Source organism: Brevundimonas sp. BR2-1 (genome assembly GCF_037626195.1).
Classification (GTDB): domain Bacteria; phylum Pseudomonadota; class Alphaproteobacteria; order Caulobacterales; family Caulobacteraceae; genus Brevundimonas.
On the sequence record NZ_JARKMV010000002.1, the window covers coordinates 298,536 to 318,819 of the forward strand.

Here is a 20,284-nt window from a genome sequence, read left to right on the forward strand (position 1 = left end):
CGGGCTCAAGCAGCGAGCCGCCGCGCGGCGAGCGTAGGCCCAAAAAAAAGTAATGTCAGACGGCCTGTAAGCCGGGTTCTGTTCCGCCCTGAGGGCGGCGACGATCATTCCTCTGGACCGGCCATTGCTGACCGGTTCTCGCGACCTACCCGGACGCCTCGGGCGATGAACCCTGCGGCCGAAACCGCGCGGCGTCCCTATTCGGTCTTGCTCCAGGCGGGGCTTGCCATGCCGTCCCTGTTGCCAGGCACGCGGTGGGCTCTTACCCCACCCTTTCACCCTTCCCTGCCCCGAGGGGCAGGCGGTTTGCTTTCTGTGGCGCTATCCCTCGGGTCGCCCCGGGCGGGAGTTACCCGCCGCCTTTTCACCGTGGAGCCCGGACTTTCCTCGACGAGAGCATAGCCCCCGCCGCGACCGCCCGGCCGTCTGACGAGGGACAGATGGGCTCAAACCGGGAGGAGGTCAATTGACGACCCCGCCCCGGCTCTTCGGAAATGATCTGGCGCGGTTGCCGCCTAAAATAACTACAGTATACTACGCGAACGTCGGGCACCGAAAACAGATCAGAGGATTTGTTTCAATGGGCAATACATTCCGCAACAAGTCGAATTTGGTTAACCGCCGCCTCAAACTTGTTTGGGTTAACGGCAAATATTTCATTTCCGGGAAAAGCAGCAGAACCGGACCGTTTTTTACGGTTAACGACGCCATGACCTTCCATCGGCAAAACCGCGGCCGGGGTCCGGGGCGGGGCTCCGTCGCCGCCGTTCTGTCGTCGTGGCTCTAGACGCGGACCGGGCTCAGATGACGCCGGTCACGCTCTCCGCCGTGGCCAGCTGAAGCACGCCCATCAGGGTCGCCCGCGTCTCGCCGTCGGCGATCCCGTCCACCCTCCCCGGCCGCCAGTGGCGCTGGAAGGCCTCGACGGTCAGCCTGGTCGCCTCGTCATAGTCTCCGCCCGGCGCCAGGCCATAGCCCAGCCGGTGCAGGCCGGCGCGCAACACCACCACGCCCAGCCCCTCGTCGCCGACGCCCAGCGGCGCGCCCAGCGCCGCCGTCCGCTCCGGCGCCGGTTCGAACCACAGGCCGTGGCCCACCGAGGCCAACCGCTTCCACGGGAAGCGCTCGCCGGGATCCTGTTTCCGCTCGGGCGCCAGGTCCGAATGGCCGATGATCCGGGCGTCAGGGATGGTCCACCGCGTCCGGATGTCCGAGACCAGACTGACCACCGCGTCGATCTGGGCGTCGGGAAAGTCGCGATAGCCGAATTCATGCCCCGGATTGACGATCTCGATGCCGATGGAGGCGGCGTTGCAGTCGGTCTCGCCCTGCCATACGCCCTTGCCGGCGTGCCAGGCGCGGCGCTCCTCGTGCACGAGGCGCAGGATCGCGCCATTCTCCTTGACGACATAGTGGGCTGAAACCCGGGCGTCCGGGTCCTGCAGCCGCTCGATCGCCTCGCGCGCCGTCTTCATGCCGGTGTAGTGCAGCACCAGCATGTCGGGCGGGGCCCGGCGGTTGTCGAAATTGGGGGACGGCGCGTCCTTGACGACCAACACCTAGCGGCCGCCCGGCCGCTCCCAGCCGTAGGCGACCCAGGCGCCGTCGACCTTGCGGGCCTCGATGACATCGTCGGCGCGGCGGGCGCGGACGGTGACCTTGCGGCGGGCGCCCAGGGCCAGGCCCGCGAAGAAGACCAGCACGGCGGCGAACAGCGCGATCACGGCCACCGCGGCGGCGGTGAAGACGGCCAGAACGGCGCCGACCGCCATGGCGACCACGGTCGCGACCACGCCGCCGAGCCAGAGCACCGACGCCAGCAGACCATTGGCCGGACGACGGGCGCCGGGGCCGAAGATCAGACGGTCGGACTGGGTCATGACTTCACCTTCACTGACGCTGTGAACAACGCCGAACCCTCAATGTCGGTCCGCCAGGGTGAACGGTCAATGACCGGCCTCTTCACAGGCGAGTGTTCCGGCATTCCTGGTCGGGGGCTAGTACGGCTGATCCGCCAGCACGGACGCGCCGGAGGCGCGGGCGCGCTCGGTCTGGATGCGGCGAACGGTCGCCTCTGCGGCCGGGTCGTTCATGACCCCGCCGATGCCGATCAGGACCCGCGCGGCCTCGCCCGAGACGCCGAAGATGTCGGAGATGGCCTCGAACGGCGATTCCGGCGTCGGATAGCGTTTGAAGCGCACCGACTCGTCGGCCGGAATGCGGGCCAGTTCGCGCGCCTTGGCGATGGCTTCCTCGAGGCCGCCCAACTGGTCGACCAGGCCGATAGCCTTGGCCTGCGCCCCGGTCCAGACGCGGCCTCGCGCGATCTCGCGAACCCGGGCGGGCGGCAGACGCCGGCCGGTCGAGACGCGGCTGATGAACTCCTCATAGGTCCGGTCGATCTGGGCCGCGAAGGCCGCCCGCTGGGCCGGGGTGAAGTCCTGCGAGGGAGAGAAGGCGTCAGCATAGCCGCCGCCGACCGACAGGTTGCGCATGTCGACGCCGAACCGGCCCAGGGCGTCTGCCACCACGAACTTGCCGCCGAACACGCCGATCGAGCCCGTCAGGGTCGTGGGCTGGGCCACGATCCAGTTGGCTTCCGAACTGATCCAGTAGCCGCCCGACGCGGCGTAGTCGCCCATCGACACAACCACCGGCTTGCCCGCCGCCTTCGCCGCGCGCACCGCCGCCAGGATCTGCTCCGAGGCCTCGGGCGAGCCGCCCGGCGACGAGACGCGGAAGACGATGGCCTTGACCGCGTCATCCTCGATCGCGTCGTGGATGGCCTCGGCCAGGTCGTCGGACATGATCGAAGCGCCGCCGCCGAACGGATCGGCCCCGCCGCCGGTGCCGGTGTTGATCGCGCCCTCGCCGCCGACGATGGCGATGGCGTTGCGGCCCGTGCCCGCGCGCTCGCCCTTCGACGAGGCGTAGTCGCTGAATTCCATGATCTCGGCCCCGCGGCCGGCGCGGCGCTTCGCCTCGGCCTCGGCTTCCTCGACCTGGCCGATCTTGTCGATCAGGCGCAGCCGACGGGCGTCAACGGACGAATACGGCCCGGCCTCGATGGTCGCCCGCAGCGCCTGCGGCGTGACCTTCCGGTCCTGCGCCGCATTGGCCAGCGACGAGGCGTAGATCGAGGTCATCCACGCCGTCATCGCCTCGCGGTGGGCCGGGGTGAAGTCGCTCTCGGTGAATTCGTTGACGGCGTTCTTGTACTCGTAGCGTTGCTCGAACTGGGCGTTGACGCCGTATTTGTCGAAGGCCCGGCCCAGGAAGACTCCGTCGGCCGAGAAGCCCGCCAGTTGGAAGCTGGCCGTGTTCTGCATCCACAGCTCGGACGCCGAGGCGCCGATCATATAGCTGGAAACCGCGGTGCCGACCGGCTGGAAGCCCTGGCTGTGGGCGATGACGACCTTGCCCGAGCGGCGGAAGCGGCGCACCGCCTGACGGATCTCGTCGGCCGCGGCGGGGGTGATGCCGCCTTCCGGCAGGCGGATCAGCAGCGCCTTGACCCGGTTGTCCGTCTCGGCCTGGGCCAGAACGTCCACGACCTGCAGGGTAGACAGCCCCCCGCCGCCGAACACGGCGAACGGATTCGTCGGCGTCTGGTCGGTGATCCCCTCCCGCAGATCCAGTTCCAGCACCGTGTTCGAGGGCGTCGGCTCCTTCGAACTGGCCGAACTGATGGCCACGGTGATCAGGATGAACGGCACCACGATCAGGAAGAGGAACAGCCCGGCGAAGACGCCGAGCACGGTCAGAAAGAACTGCTTCATGGGCTGGGACGTGGTCCGGAGCACGGGCCGGGTCATGGCCTCCATACGACCATAGGGCGGCGGGGCTTGCGGTCAAATGAACGTCGCGTAACGGGCGAATGCGCCGCAGCATCGGATGGTGCGGCGCAACGACGGCGATTGATGACCGCCGTGCGAACCCCTATATGAGCGGTCTGCGAGCGGGGGCCTATCGCCCCGCGTCACTTCCGGACCGCACTCCCCATGCTGGTCACCCTGATGAAGGCCAAGCTTCACCGCGCGACGGTGACCCAGGCCGACCTCGACTACGAAGGCTCGATCGCCATCGACGCCGATCTGCTGGATGCGGCGGGCATCTTCCCGCACGAGCAGGTCGATGTTCTGAACATCACCAACGGCGCGCGTTTCACCACCTACGCCATCGAGGCCCCGCGCGGTTCGCGCGTCATCGGCGTCAACGGCGCCGCCGCCCGTCTGGTGCAGAAGAACGACAAGGTCATCATCGTCACCTACGGCCAGGCGCCGCAGGAAGAAGCCCGCCAGTGGTCCCCGACCGTGGTGCTGCTGGACGACCGCAACGACATCAAGCGCGCGGCTTGACGGCGAGCCCTTCGGGGCATTCCCTGTCGTCAGGGAGCATGCCATGGCGCGTACGATCCAGTGGGTTCAGTGGGCCCTGTTCGGCCTCTATGTCGTCGCGGGCGCGATCGCGCTGATGATGGCCACGCCCGCGGGCCTGCGCGCCCTGGGCCTGACGGACGGGATGGTGTCCTTCCTGCCCGCCATGATCCTCGGCCTGCCATGGAGCCTGCCGACGTTCGTCATGAACGACGGCCCGGTCACCGCCCTGGCCGTACTGGGCATCTGCTACGGCCTGAACGTCGGCGTCGGGCTGATGCTGCTGCGCTCGCGCTGAGTGGCTGGTGGCTGGTGGCTAGTGGCTAGTGGCTAGTGGCTAGTCGAGCTCTCTCATCGACCGAACCAGAAAAAGGCCCCGGAGCGGATCCGGGGCCTTTCGTTTTTTCTGGAACTGAGGCCACGACCGCAGCACCCTGCTAACTAGCCACTAGCCACTAGCCACTAGCCACTAGCCACTAGCCACCAGCCACCAGCCACTTCAGCCTACCTCACCAGATCGTAGACCCCGGTGATGTCGATCCGCACCGTCAGCTCGCCGGCGGCGACCGGCGTCGAGCCGGCCGAGTCCATGGCCATCTCGGCGCGGGCGTACTGCAGCACCGGCGGGCGCGGGGCGTAGCCGCCGCCTTCCGACAGCGACCGGATGCCGCCCAGTTGCACGCCCAGCGCCTGGGCGTACAGCGACGCCTTGGACTGCAGGTTGCGCACGGCGATCTGCCGGGCCTGATTCTCGGCTGAGGTCGGGTCCTTGAGGCCGAACGAGATTCCGTCGATCTGGTTGACGCCCGCGGCGACCACGGCGTCGGCGGTCGTGCCGACGGCGTCCAGATCATTGATGATCACCGTCACCCGGTTGTTGGCCTGATAGCCGCGCAGCCGGGGCGGCTCGTTCTGGACGTAGTCGTACTGGGCCGACAGGTTCAGCCCGGAGGTCTGGACGTCGCGCTCGGCGATCCCGGCGCGGCGCAGGGCGGCCATCACCTCGTTCATCCGCGCCGCGTTCAGCCGCATGGCCTCGGCGGCGGTGGTCGCCTCGGTGACGACGCCGAAGCTGATGGTGGCCATGTCCGGCGCGGTCTTGACCTCGCCATAGGCCGACAGGTTCAGCGCCGGGCGATCGGCCACGGCGTGGATGACCATCGGCGCGCCGCCGTCGGGCTGCGACTGGGCCCGGGCGGCGGGCGCGGCGAACAGGGCGGCGGCGGCCATCACCGCGCCGCTCATCAGCAGCAGGCGATTGGACAGGCCGGCGGGCGCGGCGGCTGCGGTGGCTGCGGGACGGTTCATGGCGTCAGAACTCCTGGAAGGGATGGGGCCGTTCGTCCGAAGGTGGGCGACGACCATGGCCGCACCTTGACCATTGGCCGCTGAATGAACGCCTGCGTACCCTTGGCAGTTTCCGTTCATCGGCGTGAAATCGCCGACAGGTCGAAGGCGTGAGGGAGGCCGCTTGGCAAGCCGCCGCCCCGCCTGCTAGGCCACGCCCACGGCGGGCGCGTAGCTCAATGGTTAGAGCCGACCGCTCATAACGGTCTGGTTGGGGGTTCGAGTCCCTCCGCGCCTACCGCCCCCAGATGCCCCCGCCCCGGCTCCAGCGGTCGTCGCCGCGATACCGGCTGTCGGGGATGTAGCGGCCGTCGCGGTCGTACCAGCCCTGGCCGTCCTGATAATCGCCGTAGCCGTCCGGCTGATAGCCGTCGTCCTGATAGGGCAGGCCCAGAATGCCGTCCTCGTCGTCCCACCAGTCGCGCGGATAGGAGTTGATCTCGCAGGTCCAGCCGTCGCCCGGCCGCCAGTAGGGCTCGTAGCGGCCGCGATACCGGTCGCGGAACTGGGGCTGGCAGGCGTAGCGCGACCAGACGCGGTTGCCGCTGGCCTCCACCGTGGCCCGGGCCTCGCGATAGATGACCTCGCGCACGCCGGCGAAGACGTTGTTGACGATCACCGCATGGCCCGAGGCGGCGGCGACGCCGACCGTGGTCGCCCGCACCCGGCTGTCGGCCAGCCGCAGTTCGCCGTTGTACAGCACCACGCCCTTGTCCGAACGGCCGATGCGGCTGTTGTGGATCTGGACCGAGGCCCCCTCGACCGCGACGCCCTCGACATAGCCGACGATGGCGGTGTTCTCGATCTCGACCCGGCCGTAGTCGCGCGCCGAACGCACCACCACCCCGATCGAGCGCGGCCCGAAGGCGTTGGGCGCGCCCGTGCCCTTCAGCGTCGTCGAACCGATGCGCGAGGTCTGGCCCGCGCCCGGAATCAGCTCCAGCCCCGACTGGGCGCCCGTCACCACCATCTCCCAGGCGGTCAGGACGGCGCCATCGGCGACGATGGCCGGGGCCACGGTCTGGGCGTCGATCACGGCGTTGCGGATGTCCAGCAGGCCGCCGTCCGCATAGATGGCCGCCTCGTCTCCCGCATGGCGGAAGCCGACGCGGTTCATGACGATCTCGGCGCCGTAGCCGACGATGCAGGCGGCGTCGCCGGCATGCGGCGAGGCGAACATCATGTCGCGGATCTCGACCCGCACCCCCTGCGCCACCGTCATGCACGGCAGGCCGTCGGGCGCGATCAGGGTCGGCGTCGGATTTCGGTCCCAGTCGCGCGGATCGAAGCCGCTTTCGCCGATAATGGTCAGCGGCTTGTCGATGTTCAGCCAGCCGACGCAGGCCCCGCCCCGGGCGCGGATCACCAGCGTCCCGCCCGGACGCACCCGGCGCACCGCATCCTCGACCGCCCCGGTGCCCGGATTGCCGCCGCAATCGACCAGCACGACCTCTTCCCCGCGCGGCCAGCCGCCCGGATAGCCGGGCCGCCAGTCTGGCCGGTGGCGTCCATAGTCATAGCGCCGGTGTGACGATCCCCGGTTGCGATAGCTGCGCGTCGGCGGGTCCAGCAGGATGCCGAAATTGGGCCGCGTCTGGCTTTCCACCTTGGCGGCGACCTGGGCGCGCGCGGTCGGGGCGTCGGTCAGGACGAAGGCGCCGACGGCGGCGGCGATGGCGAATCCGCCCCCGATGAGGCTGGCGATCCGGGCGAAGGGCGTGGGGCTCGTCATGATGCTACGCCCTCCTTAGCGGCGCTGCTGCGAACGGGAGACCTGGGCCAGCACGGCCTGCAGGCGGCCGGCCGAGGGGCCGAAGCCGGACAGGGCCGAATCGATCCTCAGGGCGACGGCCTGGGCCTTGTCCTGATCGGCCACGCCCGAGACGCCGAGCGCGAAATAGCTCGACATGGCGAATTTGGCCTCGGGGCTGCCCTGGCGCGCAGCCTCGTCGAACCATTTGAAGGCGCGGGCGTAGTCCGCGGGCAGGCCGATGCCCTCGGCGTACATCACCGCCAGCACCAGCTGGGCCTCGGACGAACCGTTGATGGCGGCCAGCTGGATGGCGCGCACCCGCTCCAGGAACGACAGCCGCCCTTCCATCGGATGGCCCAGCATGGCCTCCAGCGTCTCGATCTGCCGTTTGGACAGGTCCTCGGGCCGCGCCGCCGCCGTGTCGGTGACGCCCAGATAGCGCAGCGCCCGGCCGACGTGGATGAACGGCAGTTCGCCGGCCATACGGCCCAGCGCATACTCATAGGCGTCGCCCCGCGGACGGCTTTCGTCCGAGAAGGGCACCCCCGACTGCGGCGCGCTGTTGGGATAGAATTCGAACGGCGGGGTCCACTGCCGCGCCTTGGTCTCGACGAAGCGCTGGTACTGGTCGCGGCTGGGGGCCGAGCGCTCGAAATCCTTCAGCAGCACATAGGCCCCGACGTCGCCGGTCTGCACCGCGAGGTAGTTGTACAGATAGGCGTCGACGTCGTTGCGCTGGAACAGATTCGTGGCCGAGTAGTAGCCGCGCCGGTTGCGGTCCCGGCCGTTTCCGCCCTGCGGCCGGCCCCAGGCCTCGCGGGCCTCGCGATTGTCCTCGGGCTCGCCGAACGGGCCATACAGGCCGTCATGCAGCCGCGCCAGGGTGCGGTAGCCGTCGGCGTCCTGGGTCGACAGCACATAGATGACGCGGTCGCGGACCGCCTCCTGCTCCTCGCGGGTCATCTGGCTCAGCTGGCGGTCCAGCCGCTGATAGGCGGAGTGCCGCTCGTACGCCCGGCAGTCATCGTATTTCGACAGCGGCCGCCAGCCGCCGAAGCCGCCCCGGTCGACGCGGTTGATCGGGGCGTAGCCCTCGTCGTTCGCCAGCGCCAGGGCGTACCAGGTCGCGCTCTCGATCGGGTCCTCGATGTTCTTGTCGGTCGCGCGCACGGCGGCGTAGCGGGCGCCCAGCTCCAGCTGGGCGAAGAAGTCGCCGCGGAAGGCCGCGCGGCGCAGGGCGCGCAGGCCCGTCTCCTGGGCGTTGAACTCGGAACCGGTCAGGGACGCCGGACGGGGGCAGGCGTTGCTGGCTCCGCTCGAGGGTTGCCAGAAGCGCACGCCGTCGCGATCGCCGCACGAGACCATGCCGATGGCGGCCAGCGCCAGAACGCCCGCCACCGCCGCTATGGCGATGGGCCCGCGCCGCCCGCCGTTGCGGGGCTGGTCGTCATGGTCGGATTGATCGTCGCGCATTCGCCCCCCTTCGATCAAAAACCAGACGGCCCCGGGGCCAAGGCGCTCACCGTGAGCAAGCGGGACAGTTCCGTCCAGTTAACCATCTGTCAAGGTTAACGCCGGTTTGCGACAAAGCGTTGCCGCAGGGCGGCCATTTTGTGTCCGCCTTCGTACTTATCCCCACGAATCAGTCGCTTGCGAACTCGCCTGACAGGCGAAAACGGCCCTCTCGCCAGTTGGAACACCCGTCCCTATATCCGTCTGCCAAGCCGCCCGGAGCCTTCATGTCCTACCTCGCCCGCGACGACCGTCCCGCCGACAAGGCCGCGCGCTACGCCGAACTGGAGGGCGAGATCCTTGCCGTGCTGGACGGAGAGCCCAACCGCACCGCGCGCATGGCCACCGTCGCCTCCATGCTGGCCGACGCCTTCCCCGTCTTCTTCTGGACCGGCTTCTACGTCGTGGACCCGGACAAGGCCGATGAACTGGTGGTCGGCCCCTATCAGGGCACGCTCGGCTGCCTGCGCATCGCCTTCGGCCGCGGCGTCTGCGGCACGGCGGCTCTCGAGCGAAAAACGCAGATCGTCGACGACGTGCACGCCTTCCCCGGCCACATCGCCTGCGACGCCCGCTCGGCCAGCGAAATTGTGGTGCCGGTGTTCGACTCCGCCGGCGCCCTGATCGCCGTCTTCGACGTCGACGCAACCGAGACGTCCGCTTTTGACGCCGTCGACGCCGAGGCTCTGGAACGCCTGCTGGGCCGGGTGTTCGCGGCCTGAGCCGGGTCTGCTAAGCCGTCCGTCGAACAGGAGAGTCATCATGTCGGAACGGGTGATCGTGATCACGGGCGGCCATGGCGTGCTGGGCCGCGCCGTCACCGAGGCGGCCTTGGCCGACGGGCTGAAGGTGGCGATCATCGACCACGCCAGCGGCCAGACCGCGCCCGAGGGCGTCCTCGAACTGGGCGGCGTTGACCTCACCGACCCGGCCTCGGCGACGAAGGCCATCGACGCCGTCGCCGCGCATTTCGGCCGGCTGGACGCCCTGCTCAACATCGCCGGCGGCTTCGTCTGGCAGACCACCGACGACGCCGACCCCGCCTGGGCGAGGATGTTCGCCCTCAACCTGATCACCGCCCTGAACGCCAGCCGCGCCGCCCTGCCCCATCTGAAGCGCTCGGACGAGGGCCGCATCGTCAATGTCGGGGCCAATGGCGCGCTCAAGGCCGCCGCCGGCATGGGCGCCTACGCCGCCTCGAAGTCGGGCGTCCACCGCCTGACCGAGGCTCTGGCCGAGGAGCTGAAATCCGGCTCCGTCACCGTCAACGCCGTCCTGCCCTCGATCCTGGACACCGATCAGAACCGCAAGGACATGCCGGAAGCCGACCCCGCCAAATGGGTCCAGCCGTCCGACCTCGCCCGGGTCATGCTGTTCCTCGCCTCGCCGGACAGCCGCGCCATCACCGGGGCCCTGATCCCCGTCACGGGTAAAGTCTGATGCGAACGCTCGCCATGTCCCTTCTCCCCTCGGGGGAGAAGGTGGGCCGCGGAGCGGCTCGGATGAGGGGGATGGTTCAGTTCTCTCCTGGCCCGGCAAGGCGCGCGTTCAGCATCCCCCTCATCCGTCAGGCTTCGCCTGACACCTTCTCCCCCGAGGGGAGAAGGCCATGACCCCGCTGACCCGCTCGGTTCTCTACCTCCCCGCCAGCAACCCGCGCGCCATCGAAAAGGCCCGCGGCCTGAACGCTGACGCGGTGATCCTGGACCTCGAGGACGCCGTCGCCCCCGACGCCAAGGCGGAGGCGCGCCGGGCCGCCGTCGAGGCTCTTTCTGCGGGCGGTTTCGGCGGGCGGGTCGGGGTCCGGGTCAACGGTCTGGACACTCCCTGGGGCGCGGACGACCTGACCGCCCTCTGCGTTCACAAGCCCGACTTCGTGGTCGCCCCCAAGATCGAGAGCCCGCAGGCCGTGCGCGCGGTCGCCGCCCGCCTGCCCGCCGGCGCCGACCTCTGGATCATGGTCGAGACCCCGCTCTCGGTGCTGCGCCTCGACGCCATCGCCGGCGCCGGCGCCCCCCTGGCCGCCCTGATGCTGGGGATCAATGATTTCGGCGAGCGGATGAACCTCGTCCTCGGCCCCGACCGCGACCCGCTGAAGCCGTGGCTGGCCGCCGTCGTCGCCGCAGCGCGGGGCCATGGCCTGCTGGCCATCGACGGCGTGGTCAACGCCACCGACGACGCCGACCGTCTGAAGGCCGAATGCCTGCAGGGCCGCGCCTTCGGCTTCGACGGCAAGAGCCTGATCCATCCGGCCCAGATCGACGCCGCCAACGCCGCCTTCTCCCCCACCCCCGAAGAGGTCGAGAGAGCCCGCGAGGTCGTCGCCGCCTTCGCCGCGGCCGACGCCGAGGGCAAGGGCGCGATCCGCGTCGGCTACCGCATGGTCGAACGCCTCCACCTCGACGCCGCCCACCGCCTGCTGGCCCGGCACGAGGCGGTCTCGACGGCGCGTTCCGTCGCGCCTATCTAGTCCGTCCAGAAACAGAACGCGCCCCTCAAGCAGCGAGGCGCCGCGCGCCGAGCGTTAGGGCCCTTCCATGAGTAAAGCCGTCATCGCCGCCACCGGCCTGTTCACCCCCGAACAGTCGATTTCGAACGCCGAGCTGGTCGCCGCCTACAATGCGTATGCGGAGCGGTTCAACGCCGACCACGCCGCCGAAATCCTAGAGGGCGACGTCGCCGAATTGACCCCCTCCTCGGTCGAGTTCATCGAGAAGGCCTCGGGCATCAAGTCGCGCTTCGTCCTCGACAAGGCCGGCATCCTCGACCCCGCCCGCATGGTTCCTCACCTCCCCGAGCGCTCGAACGACGATCTGTCGGTCATGGCCGAAATGGCCGTCGCCGCCGCGCGTGACGCCATCGCCGCCTGGGGCAAGCCGGTCTCGGAAATCGGCGCCGTCATCTGCGCCGCCTCGAACATGCCGCGCCCCTATCCGGCCCTGTCCATCGAGGTGCAGCAGGCCCTGGGCATAGAGGGCTTCGCCTTCGACATGAATGTGGCCTGCAGCTCGGCCACCTTCGGCGTCAAGACCGCCGCCGACTTCATCGCCTCCGGCTCGGTCAAGGCCGTGCTGATGGTCAATCCCGAGGTCTGCTCGGCCCATCTGAACTTCAAGGACCGCGACAGCCACTTCATCTTCGGCGACGTCGCCACCGCCGTCATCGTCGAGTCTTCCGGTCAGGCCGGTCCCGGCGGCTGGGACATCCTCGGCACGCGGCTGAAGACCGTCTTCTCGAACAACATCCGCAACAATTTCGGTTTCCTCAACAACGCCGCCCGCTCCACCGAGGTCCTCAATGGCGAGGCGCCCGCCGGCGAACCCACCGGCGCCGGCAACGACAAGATGTTCGTCCAGCAGGGCCGAAAGGTCTTCAAGGACGTGGTGCCCATGGTTTCCGACATGATCGTCGACCACGCCGCCGACCTCGGCATCGACCCGACCACCCTCAAGCGGATGTGGCTGCATCAGGCCAACATCAACATGAACCAGTTCATCGGCCGCAAGGTGCTGGGCCGCGATCCGACGTCCGACGAGAACGTCATCATCCTCGACGACTACGCCAACACCTCCTCCGCCGGCTCGATCATCGCCTTCCACCTGCGCCAGCAGGACATGGTGGCCGGCGACACCGGCCTGATCTGCAGCTTCGGCGCCGGCTATTCCGCCGGGACCGTCTTCGTCAGGAAGCGCGGCTGATGGTCGACCGCAGCGATATCGGCGCCGTCGTCGACGCCATGTACGCCTGCATCTCCGGCCCCGCCGGACCCCGCGACTGGGCGACCCAGCGCGAAATTTTCCACCCCGACAGCCGACAGGCCCGCACGGGCCTGGACGCCGACGGCCGCCCGACCATGATCGTCATGGGCCGCGAGGAATACCAGGCCAACGTCGCGCCCTTCTTCATGGCCAACGGCTTCTTCGAGATCGAGATCAGCCGCCGCATCGACGTGTTCGGCAACATGGCCCACGTCTGGTCCGTCTACGAAGCCCGCACCGCCCTGACCGACGCCGAGCCCGAGCGGCGGGGGATCAACTCCATCCATCTGGTCCGCGGCTCCGACGGCCTGTGGTCCATCCTGCACATGATCTGGGACAACGAGCGCCCCGGTCTCACCGTGCCGGCCTAGGGGCCTCGCCCGACGGCGGATGCGCCGCCTTCCACTCCATGGCCTTTCGGATGCGGTTCTCGACCGAGGGGTGGTCGTAGAAGATGAACTCCTCGATCGCCGACGGTGAGGGGGCCCGATATTCCGCCGTCTTGATCAGGGCCTTGGCCAGCCCGTCAGGCTCGTTGGCGTGAACCATGGAGAAGTGGTCGGCGTCCGCCTCGATGGTCCGGATCAGCGTGGTCTGCAGCGGCGTGGACAGCAGCTCCAGCACCGCCAGGATCGCCACCAGCACCGGCAGGCCCGCCGGATCGGCGATGTCGCCCACCCTGTTCGCTCCCAGCAACCGCTTCGCCAGCGGATAGAGCCGGTCCACCAGCCAGAAGCCGATCGCCGCCAGGATGATCATGATCCCCGCCATCCACAGCGAATGCATGTGGACGTAGTGGCCCATCTCATGCCCCACGACGCCCCTCACCTCGGCGAGGTCGGCGCCCTTGGCGAACATCACATCGCTCATCGCCACCCGCGCCGAGCCGAACAGGCCCGAGACGTTGGCGGTGTATCGGTCCGACTGTTTGGAGCCGTCGTAGATATAGATCTTGTCGTCCGGCGTGCCGGTCCTGTGGGCCAGCTCGACGACCGCATCGCGCACCGGCCCGTCCGGCGCCGGCGTATAGGTGTTGAAGATCGGCTCGATGAAGATCGGCGAGACCAGCAGGAAGAAGACCACGGCGACCGCCGTCAGTCCTGCGCCCCAGGCCCACCACAGCCGCCGCGCATTCCGGATGATGAAATACAGGGCCACGATCAGCAGCCCCATGAACACCACCGAAATCGCCGTCCCGATCACCGCCTCGGTCAGCCATCCCGTCAGCGGCTGACTGGTCAGCCCATACTGTTTCTCACGCCACCAGCCCTGGTAGATCGACCACGGCAGGGTGAGGACGAAGCTCATCAGCAGATACGTCCCGCCGACCAGCAGGGAGACCAGCTTCGGCCGCTTGCGCCGCCGCTCCAGCCGATCGCGGATGCCGCTCAGCACCCCGGTGCGGATGATGATCCAGGCTACGACGACCGAGACCACCGCGCCCCACAGCAGCAGCCAGTGGCCGCCCTGGGTGTAGCTGACGGCCCGCGCCGTATCCTCGGGCGACAGCGTCGCCAGCCAGCGCGCGGTCTCGGCCGCGGGATCGATGCTCATGGTGATGTCCTCCCTGACACCGGCAGATGATCCGGCGACGCTCGACTTGTCAGCTTAAATCCGCTTCACGAACGACCGCCGCTAATTGCGGTTGATTATGATAATCGTTCGCAGTAATTGCCCCTCCTCTCATCAAGCGGGGCTGTTTCCATGCGCACTCTCCTCCTCACCTCCAGCGTCGCGGCCCTCCTCGCGGCCGCGCCCGTCATGGCCGAAGAGCCGAACGCGGCGGGTCCCGGGGATCCGGCCCAGCTCCCGCCGGTCAGCGTTCTGGCCACCCGCACCTCCACCGCCACGGACGAGGTCCCGGCCACGGTCAGCGTCTTCACCGCCAACGACATCGAGACAATGCTGGCCACCGACATCAAGGACCTGATCCGCTTCGAGCCCGGCGTCAGCGTCGTCAGCCAGCCGGCGCGCTTCGGCGCCGCCCTGGGCACGGCCGGCCGCGCGGGCAATGAGGGCTTCACCATCCGCGGCATAGGCGGCGACCGGGTGCTGATGATCGTCGACGGCGTCCGATCGCCCGACGGCTTTGTCTTCGGCGCCCAGAGCGTCGGCCGCGGCGGCTATGCCGATCTGGACCTGATGAAGTCGGTGGAAATCCTGCGCGGTCCGGCCTCCGCCCTGTACGGCTCGGACGGCGTCGCCGGCGCGGTCCTGTTCACGACCAGGGACCCGGCCGATCTGATCCGCTCCGGCGAGAGCTTCGGCGCCCGCGCCCGCGTCGGCTACAATTCCGCTGACGAGGGCCTGACCAAATCCGCCGTCGTCGCCGGCCGCAGCGGCCCCGTCTCCGGCCTGCTCGCCTGGACCGGCCGCGACGGCCAGGAGACGGACAATCAGGGCGACCAGACCGGCGAGGAGGTCCGCGCCAACAACACCATCGTCTACTCCAGCCGCACCCTGCCCAATCCGCAGGAGATCAGCTCCGACGCCTGGCTGGGCAAGCTGGTCTGGGACGTCGCCCCGGGCCACAGCCTGCGCCTGACCTGGGACAGCTTCCAATCCGACATGCAGGCCAATGTCCTCAGCGGCCGGACGACCCGCAGCGTCGCCGCCCCGCCCGCTTCGCCGACCGCCGTCCTCAACCTGATCGCCGCCGACACGACCGAACGTGAGCGTTTCAGCCTCGACTGGCGTCTGGACGACGTCCTTGGCTTCGATCGCGGTCAGGTCTCGATCTACCGGCAGGACTCCGCCAGCCGTCAGTTCTCCTTCGAGGACCGCGTCGGCGTCGACCGGACCCGCGACAACACCTTCGACAACGATGTCCGGGGCTTCGCCGCCGACTTCACCCGCGCCGTCGGCGTCAACCGCATCACCTTCGGCGGCGACTGGTCGGAGACCACCCAGCAAGGCCTGCGCGACGGGACCCTGCCGCCCTTCGGCGAGACCTTCCCGACCAGCGCCTTCCCGAAAACCGACTACACCCTGGCCGGCGTATTCATCCAGGACGACATCAGCCTGCTGGACGGCGCGCTTCGGATCATCCCCGCCGTCCGCTGGGACAGCTATGACCTGTCGACCGCTGACGACCCGCTGTATCCGGGCGCCCGCGCCGACCAGTCCGACGACCATGTCTCGCCCAAGCTGGGCGTCGTCTGGTGGTTCACCCCCGGTTTCGGCCTGTTCGGCAATCTCGGCGAAGGCTTCAAGGCCCCGACGCCCGGCCAGGTGAACAATTTCTTCTCCAACCCCGCCTTCGGCTACACCTCCGCGCCCAACCCCGACCTGCGTCCCGAGACCAGCCGCAGCCTCGAGATCGGCGCCCGCCTGCGCGATGTCCCGATCGCCGGCGGCCGCCTGTCGGCCCAGCTGGTCGGCTTCCGCACCGAATATGAGGACTTCATCAGCCAGCGGGTGGTCTCGGGCTCGTTCACCCCGGCGGATCCGGCCGTCTATCAGTTCGTCAATTTCACCGACGTCGAGATCTCGGGCGTCGAGGCGAAGGCCGATATCTGGTGGAGCAACGGCGTCAGCGCCCGCTTCGCCGCCGCATACGCCGACGGCGAGATCAACGACCCGGTCAGCGGGACCCGCTCGCTGGAAACCGTCGACCCGGTCAAGGTCGTCCTCGGCCTCGGCTACGACGATCCCGCCGGCGTGTTCGGAACCCAGGCCTCCGTCACCTGGTCGCAGGCCAAAGACCGGGCGGACACTGAAAACCTGCCCTGCTTCACCTCGGCGACCGGCTGCTACGTCGGCGACGACTTCGCCCTGCTCGACATCACCGCATACTGGAACCTCAGCGACCGGGTCACCGCCCGCGTCGGCCTGTTCAATGTGCTGGACGAAAAATACAGCTGGTGGAGCGACGTCCGCGGCGTGGCCAATCCGCCCGTCGGAGCGGCCAACCCCCTGAACCTGCCCCCGATCACCGACGCCTACACCCAGCCGGGCCGCAATTTCGGCCTGTCCCTCGCCTTGCGCTACTGAACCCCTCAAACGATAACGCGACTGACTCGCACTTTCAGGAGCCCGCCATGCGACGCGCCCTCATGATCTCCACCGTCCTCGCCGCCCTTGCGATGGCCGCCCCGGCCCTGGCCGGAACCGCGCCGGTCCTCGCCTCCGCCGATGCGCCCGCCAGCCAGTTCGAGCGCGACCGCCAGTCCATCCTCGCCCAGGCCGGCCAGTGGCGCGTCCGCTTCGACATGCGCGAGAACGTCAGCTTCCGCCCCGGCTACACCCCGCTGGACGAGCACCAATCGGCCGGCGACGAGATCGTGCGCGTAGTCTACGACGACGGAACCCGCATCAGCCTGCAGCACATCCTCGTCATGGGCGATGACAACGGCAATTTCCACATCATCAAACACTGGCGTCAGGACTGGGTCTATGAGCCCGAAACCGTCCTGACATACGCCGACACCAACCGCTGGACCCTGACCACCGTGCCGGCCGAACAGCGCCGCGGCGCCTGGTCCCAGACCGTCTGGCAGACCGACGACTCCCCGCGCTACGGCGGCGTCGGCCGCTGGGACTACGATCACGGCATGGCCGAATGGACCAGCGGACCGACCTGGCGTCCGCTGGCGCGGCGCGACGCCGTCCGCGACACGCCCTACGACCGCTATCTCGGCGTCAACCGCCACGCCCTGACGCCCGCCGGCTGGGTCCATATCCAGGACAATATGAAGATGGGTCCGTCCGAGGGCGACGCGGGCGAGCCGTCCGCCATCGTCCAGGAGGATGTGATCAACACCTACCGCAAGGTGGACAACTACAACCCCAGGCCGGGCGACGACTACTGGAACGCGACGAAGGACTACTGGGCCGCCGTGCGCGCCGCCTGGGACGAGCGCATCCGGGCCGGCGGCGGCCTCTATCTCGAGGAAGAGGCCAACCGCGGCGCCGTCACCGGCAAACCCCTGATGGACTGGGCCGACGAGGTTCAGGCCGGCACCCTGACGACCGAGGCCGCCGCCGAACGGGCCCGCGCCCTGATCGCCCGCGCCACGGTCGCCCCAGCCGGTCAGGCTTCCCGCACCAGCCAGCCGCGGTAACGCACCAGCCGCCCGATCAGCGGGGCCGATATCTCGACGTCGAAGACGAACCGGCCTTCGCCGTCGACTTCCTCATGCGCCCGGGTCGAGGGGCCCAGCGCGCGCGGCAGGGGGATCGGTCCCAGCCGCCAGCCGTCGACGCGATAGACCAGCCGCTCCCCCTCGGGCGTCAGCGTCAGGTCCATGCTCAGCGGTCCGAACCGCTCGCTCACCCGACCGCCCGGACGCGGATGCGACAGCACGCTGGCGAAGCCATGGCCGCCGATCCTCCGGCGCCAGACCGACCGGTCGCCGTCGGCCTCGATCGCCACCTCGGCCCGACAGGCCGCCCGCGCCTTCGGAAACCCCACGATCCGGGCCACCAGCGCGGCCAGCGGCCCCGATGCGCCGTCCGTCATCGCCTCGCCCCGCCACAGCGACCGGCCCGGCGTCTCGTGCAACGCCCGGATCGGCGCCGGCAGGGCGTCGAACGCGGGGCCGATGGCGCGGGCGTAGATCGCCCCTCGTTCGGCTACTGTCGCCGTCGCCAGCCCGTGCGGAGCCATCTCGGCGACGATGTCGTCCAGCGTCAGCACCCCGACGCACGCCCGCGCGCCCGGCGCCACACGCCCCGCCGCGATCAGCTTGACCGCCGCCAGCGCCGGCAGGCCGGGCGTCACGGGTCCCTCCCCCGGTTCCGCGACCAGCCGCCAGATCGCCCGCGCCGCCCGGCCCCCGCCGTCGACGCCATACGCCTGGACCCGCATCGCGCCCCGGTCGGAGCCGACCACTGACGCCCAGCCCGACAGGGTCACAAGCGCCCTGGCCAGCGGAACCGGATCGAACCGGAGCGCCCGGACCAGCCAGCCGAGAGCCCACGCCCCCAGATGCGCCGGCCACGGCTCCAGTCCGGCCAGAAACAGCGCCCTTTCCCGCGGCCGGAACCGCTCCACCAGCAGGTCGAGATCCGGCGTCTCGCACAGGGACACCCGCCGCCGCCCGGCCGCGCCGAAGTCACGCCGATACAGGCCGCTCCAGCCGCGCCGCGTCGTCCAGCCGCCGTCGAACACCCGCACAGGCCGTCCCAGCCACGACAGGATGGCCCGCATGACCGACAGCCCGCGCGGGGCCCGGGCGCCCGGCGAGATGGCCGCCTCGACCGACACCACACCGCGCCAGCCACCGGTCAGCCGATCCAGCGCCGCGTTCGAAAGCGCCGGCGTGGAACTGCATCCGGTCACGGCGGCCACGCCCGCCGCCCGCGCCGCGGCGTCCAGCGCCGGAAACGCCGCCACGAAATCACGCCCGTCGGCCAGATCGACGTACGACAGCCCGGCCGCGATCGCCGCCCGCGCCGTCGTCGGCTGTGCGCCCTGGAACGGCCCGGCCGCGTCGGCGACGATGGCCGCGCCCGTGGCCTTCAGATCGCCCGCCGTCAGCGTCGCCGTGTCCAGCACCGCAGCCTCGATCCGCCCGTCGGGAAACGCAGCCCTGAGCCGCGCCGCGACGTCCTCGGCCCGGGCGCGGTTCCGCCCCGCAACCACCACCTCGAATCCTGTCCGCAACAGGCCCTCGCACAGGCGCGAGCCGAACACCCCGCCGGCCCCGACGACCAGCACCCGCGTCATGCGACGAACCGCGCCCGGTCCTCGGCCGACGGGACCATGCAGGTCTCGGTCCGGCCGAAGATGGCGTAGCGGTTCCGCGCGATCAGGTCATAGGCCGGGTCCCGCACAAACCGGGGCGCGGCTCTCAGCCCCGCCAGCGCCCGCGTCCCGGACAGCTGGCCCAACACAATGAGCGCCGCGTCCGACTTGAAGAATATCCGCCCGCCCCACACCACGGCGTTGGTCTGGGGCGCCTCCGGGTCGATCCCGTAACGGGCGGCCAGGGCCCGGCCTGTTTCCGACTGGATGGGGGCGAACCGGAACCGCCGCTCCGGGTCGTGCGCGATCACGAACCGCACCCAGCGCGAGCAGAACACGCACACGCCGTCGAACAGGATCAGGCCGTCGGCTTCCTCCGGGGCGGGCTGCGGCGACCAGCGATTCATGCCGGCACACTGCGGCGCTTGCAGAGGCCGCACAAGGCGACCTTACGCCGCCGCCACCGCCTCGATCTCGACCAGCCAGGCTTCGTCGAAGATGCCGGTGACGATCACGGTCAGGGCCGTCTGCCGCCCGCCCAGCCGCCGGATGCGAACCTCGCGGTTCTCCAGCGCGTACGCCCGGTCGGACAGAAAGGTCGTCACCTTGACCAGGTTGTCCAGCGTCATCCCGGCGGCCTTCAGCTGGGTCTCGACATTGTCCCAGACCTGCTCGCACTGACCGGTGAAGTCCGGGGCCAGCGAGCCGTCGGGAGCCACCGGAATCTGGCCGGACAGATACAGCCACCGGGTCGCCCCGGCGACCTCCGCCGCCTGCGCATAGACGCCCTCGGCCGGCGGCGAGCCGTCCCCGGTCAGCGGTCGGATGATCACAGCCACGGCCCCGACCG

General features: G+C 69.5%; 19 protein-coding genes, 1 tRNA gene and 1 other RNA gene. 10 read left to right on the forward strand and 11 right to left on the reverse strand.

The genetic code is table 11. From position 1 onward, the window contains the following. Positions 1-51: 51 nt before the first annotated feature. The 4 genes from rnpB to sppA form a co-directional block, all read right to left on the reverse strand. Positions 52-430, reverse strand: an RNA gene (gene rnpB, locus BrevBR_RS10960) — RNase P RNA component class A. Between the two features lie 370 nt (positions 431-800). After that, positions 801-1,559 carry an N-acetylmuramoyl-L-alanine amidase gene (locus tag BrevBR_RS10965; protein ID WP_445214757.1) on the reverse strand — a complete coding sequence of 253 codons (759 nt, stop codon included), beginning with the start codon at positions 1,557-1,559 and terminating at the stop codon, positions 801-803. Then, positions 1,560-1,880 carry a hypothetical protein gene (locus tag BrevBR_RS10970; RefSeq protein ID WP_332640100.1) on the reverse strand — a complete coding sequence of 107 codons (321 nt, stop codon included), beginning with the start codon at positions 1,878-1,880 and terminating at the stop codon, positions 1,560-1,562. 117 nt (positions 1,881-1,997) lie between these two features. Continuing rightward, positions 1,998-3,779 carry a signal peptide peptidase SppA gene (sppA, locus tag BrevBR_RS10975; RefSeq protein ID WP_340000965.1) on the reverse strand — a complete coding sequence of 594 codons (1,782 nt, stop codon included), beginning with the start codon at positions 3,777-3,779 and terminating at the stop codon, positions 1,998-2,000. Between the two features lie 222 nt (positions 3,780-4,001). Between sppA and panD the strand changes: the two genes are divergently transcribed. Together panD and BrevBR_RS10985 are read left to right on the forward strand one after the other, a co-directional pair. After that, positions 4,002-4,358, forward strand: coding sequence for an aspartate 1-decarboxylase (gene panD, locus BrevBR_RS10980; RefSeq protein ID WP_340000966.1), 357 nt, complete (start codon positions 4,002-4,004; stop codon positions 4,356-4,358). Positions 4,359-4,401: 43 nt separating this feature from the next. After that, entirely contained in the window at positions 4,402-4,674 is a 273-nt protein-coding gene (locus BrevBR_RS10985) for a hypothetical protein (protein ID WP_332640097.1), read from the forward strand. Positions 4,675-4,880: 206 nt separating this feature from the next. Here BrevBR_RS10985 and BrevBR_RS10990 read toward each other — a convergent pair whose 3' ends face one another. Next, on the reverse strand, positions 4,881-5,684 hold the full coding sequence (locus tag BrevBR_RS10990) for an SIMPL domain-containing protein (RefSeq protein ID WP_332640096.1): 804 nt from the start codon (positions 5,682-5,684) through the stop codon (positions 4,881-4,883). A gap of 204 nt (positions 5,685-5,888) precedes the next feature. On the opposite strand from BrevBR_RS10990, the gene BrevBR_RS10995 reads away from it, so the two are divergent. Beyond that, positions 5,889-5,961: transfer RNA gene (locus BrevBR_RS10995), tRNA-Ile, on the forward strand. Here BrevBR_RS10995 and BrevBR_RS11000 read toward each other — a convergent pair. Both BrevBR_RS11000 and BrevBR_RS11005 read right to left on the reverse strand, forming a co-directional pair. Then, positions 5,959-7,455: a hypothetical protein gene (locus BrevBR_RS11000; RefSeq protein WP_340000967.1), complete on the reverse strand. Its 1,497-nt coding sequence runs from the start codon at positions 7,453-7,455 to the stop codon at positions 5,959-5,961. The two genes, BrevBR_RS10995 and BrevBR_RS11000, sit on opposite strands and share 3 nt — an antisense overlap. Positions 7,456-7,470: 15 nt before the next feature. Continuing rightward, a complete protein-coding gene (locus tag BrevBR_RS11005; protein ID WP_442881323.1) occupies positions 7,471-8,949 on the reverse strand; it encodes a tetratricopeptide repeat protein in 1,479 nt (492 codons plus the stop codon). 266 nt (positions 8,950-9,215) lie between these two features. On the opposite strand from BrevBR_RS11005, the gene BrevBR_RS11010 reads away from it, so the two are divergent. The 5 genes from BrevBR_RS11010 (at position 9,216) to BrevBR_RS11030 (ending at position 13,117) form a co-directional block, all read left to right on the forward strand. Then, positions 9,216-9,710 carry a GAF domain-containing protein gene (locus tag BrevBR_RS11010; protein WP_332640094.1) on the forward strand — a complete coding sequence of 165 codons (495 nt, stop codon included), beginning with the start codon at positions 9,216-9,218 and terminating at the stop codon, positions 9,708-9,710. A 40-nt stretch (positions 9,711-9,750) separates the two neighbouring features. Then, positions 9,751-10,428, forward strand: a complete 678-nt coding sequence (locus BrevBR_RS11015; RefSeq protein WP_340000968.1) for an SDR family NAD(P)-dependent oxidoreductase — start codon at positions 9,751-9,753, stop codon at positions 10,426-10,428. Positions 10,429-10,597: 169 nt separating this feature from the next. Continuing rightward, positions 10,598-11,458, forward strand: a complete 861-nt coding sequence (locus BrevBR_RS11020; RefSeq protein ID WP_340000969.1) for an HpcH/HpaI aldolase/citrate lyase family protein — start codon at positions 10,598-10,600, stop codon at positions 11,456-11,458. Between the two features lie 67 nt (positions 11,459-11,525). Then, positions 11,526-12,686 carry a beta-ketoacyl-ACP synthase III gene (locus BrevBR_RS11025; protein ID WP_340000970.1) on the forward strand — a complete coding sequence of 387 codons (1,161 nt, stop codon included), beginning with the start codon at positions 11,526-11,528 and terminating at the stop codon, positions 12,684-12,686. Beyond that, positions 12,686-13,117, forward strand: coding sequence for a hypothetical protein (locus BrevBR_RS11030; RefSeq protein WP_340000971.1), 432 nt, complete (start codon positions 12,686-12,688; stop codon positions 13,115-13,117). Before BrevBR_RS11025 ends, BrevBR_RS11030 begins: the two co-directional genes overlap by 1 nt. Here BrevBR_RS11030 and BrevBR_RS11035 read toward each other — a convergent pair. Then, a complete protein-coding gene (locus tag BrevBR_RS11035; RefSeq protein WP_340000972.1) occupies positions 13,101-14,300 on the reverse strand; it encodes a M48 family metallopeptidase in 1,200 nt (399 codons plus the stop codon). The two genes, BrevBR_RS11030 and BrevBR_RS11035, sit on opposite strands and share 17 nt — an antisense overlap. Positions 14,301-14,450: 150 nt before the next feature. On the opposite strand from BrevBR_RS11035, the gene BrevBR_RS11040 reads away from it, so the two are divergent. Both BrevBR_RS11040 and BrevBR_RS11045 read left to right on the forward strand, forming a co-directional pair. Beyond that, positions 14,451-16,739: a TonB-dependent hemoglobin/transferrin/lactoferrin family receptor gene (locus BrevBR_RS11040; RefSeq protein WP_340000973.1), complete on the forward strand. Its 2,289-nt coding sequence runs from the start codon at positions 14,451-14,453 to the stop codon at positions 16,737-16,739. Positions 16,740-16,786: 47 nt separating this feature from the next. Continuing rightward, positions 16,787-17,809, forward strand: a complete 1,023-nt coding sequence (locus BrevBR_RS11045) for a DUF6607 family protein (RefSeq protein ID WP_340000974.1) — start codon at positions 16,787-16,789, stop codon at positions 17,807-17,809. On the opposite strand, the gene BrevBR_RS11050 is transcribed toward BrevBR_RS11045, so the two are convergent. The 3 genes from BrevBR_RS11050 to BrevBR_RS11060 are packed head-to-tail and all read right to left on the reverse strand — an operon-like array spanning position 17,779 to position 20,273. Next, complete coding sequence (locus BrevBR_RS11050) at positions 17,779-19,416, reverse strand: SDR family oxidoreductase (RefSeq protein WP_340000975.1); 1,638 nt, start codon at positions 19,414-19,416, stop codon at positions 17,779-17,781. The genes BrevBR_RS11045 and BrevBR_RS11050 overlap by 31 nt on opposite strands. Continuing rightward, entirely contained in the window at positions 19,413-19,841 is a 429-nt protein-coding gene (locus BrevBR_RS11055) for a thiol-disulfide oxidoreductase DCC family protein (RefSeq protein ID WP_340000976.1), read from the reverse strand. Before BrevBR_RS11055 ends, BrevBR_RS11050 begins: the two co-directional genes overlap by 4 nt. A 42-nt stretch (positions 19,842-19,883) precedes the next feature. Continuing rightward, complete coding sequence (locus tag BrevBR_RS11060) at positions 19,884-20,273, reverse strand: RidA family protein (RefSeq protein WP_340000977.1); 390 nt, start codon at positions 20,271-20,273, stop codon at positions 19,884-19,886. Positions 20,274-20,284 lie beyond the last annotated feature (11 nt).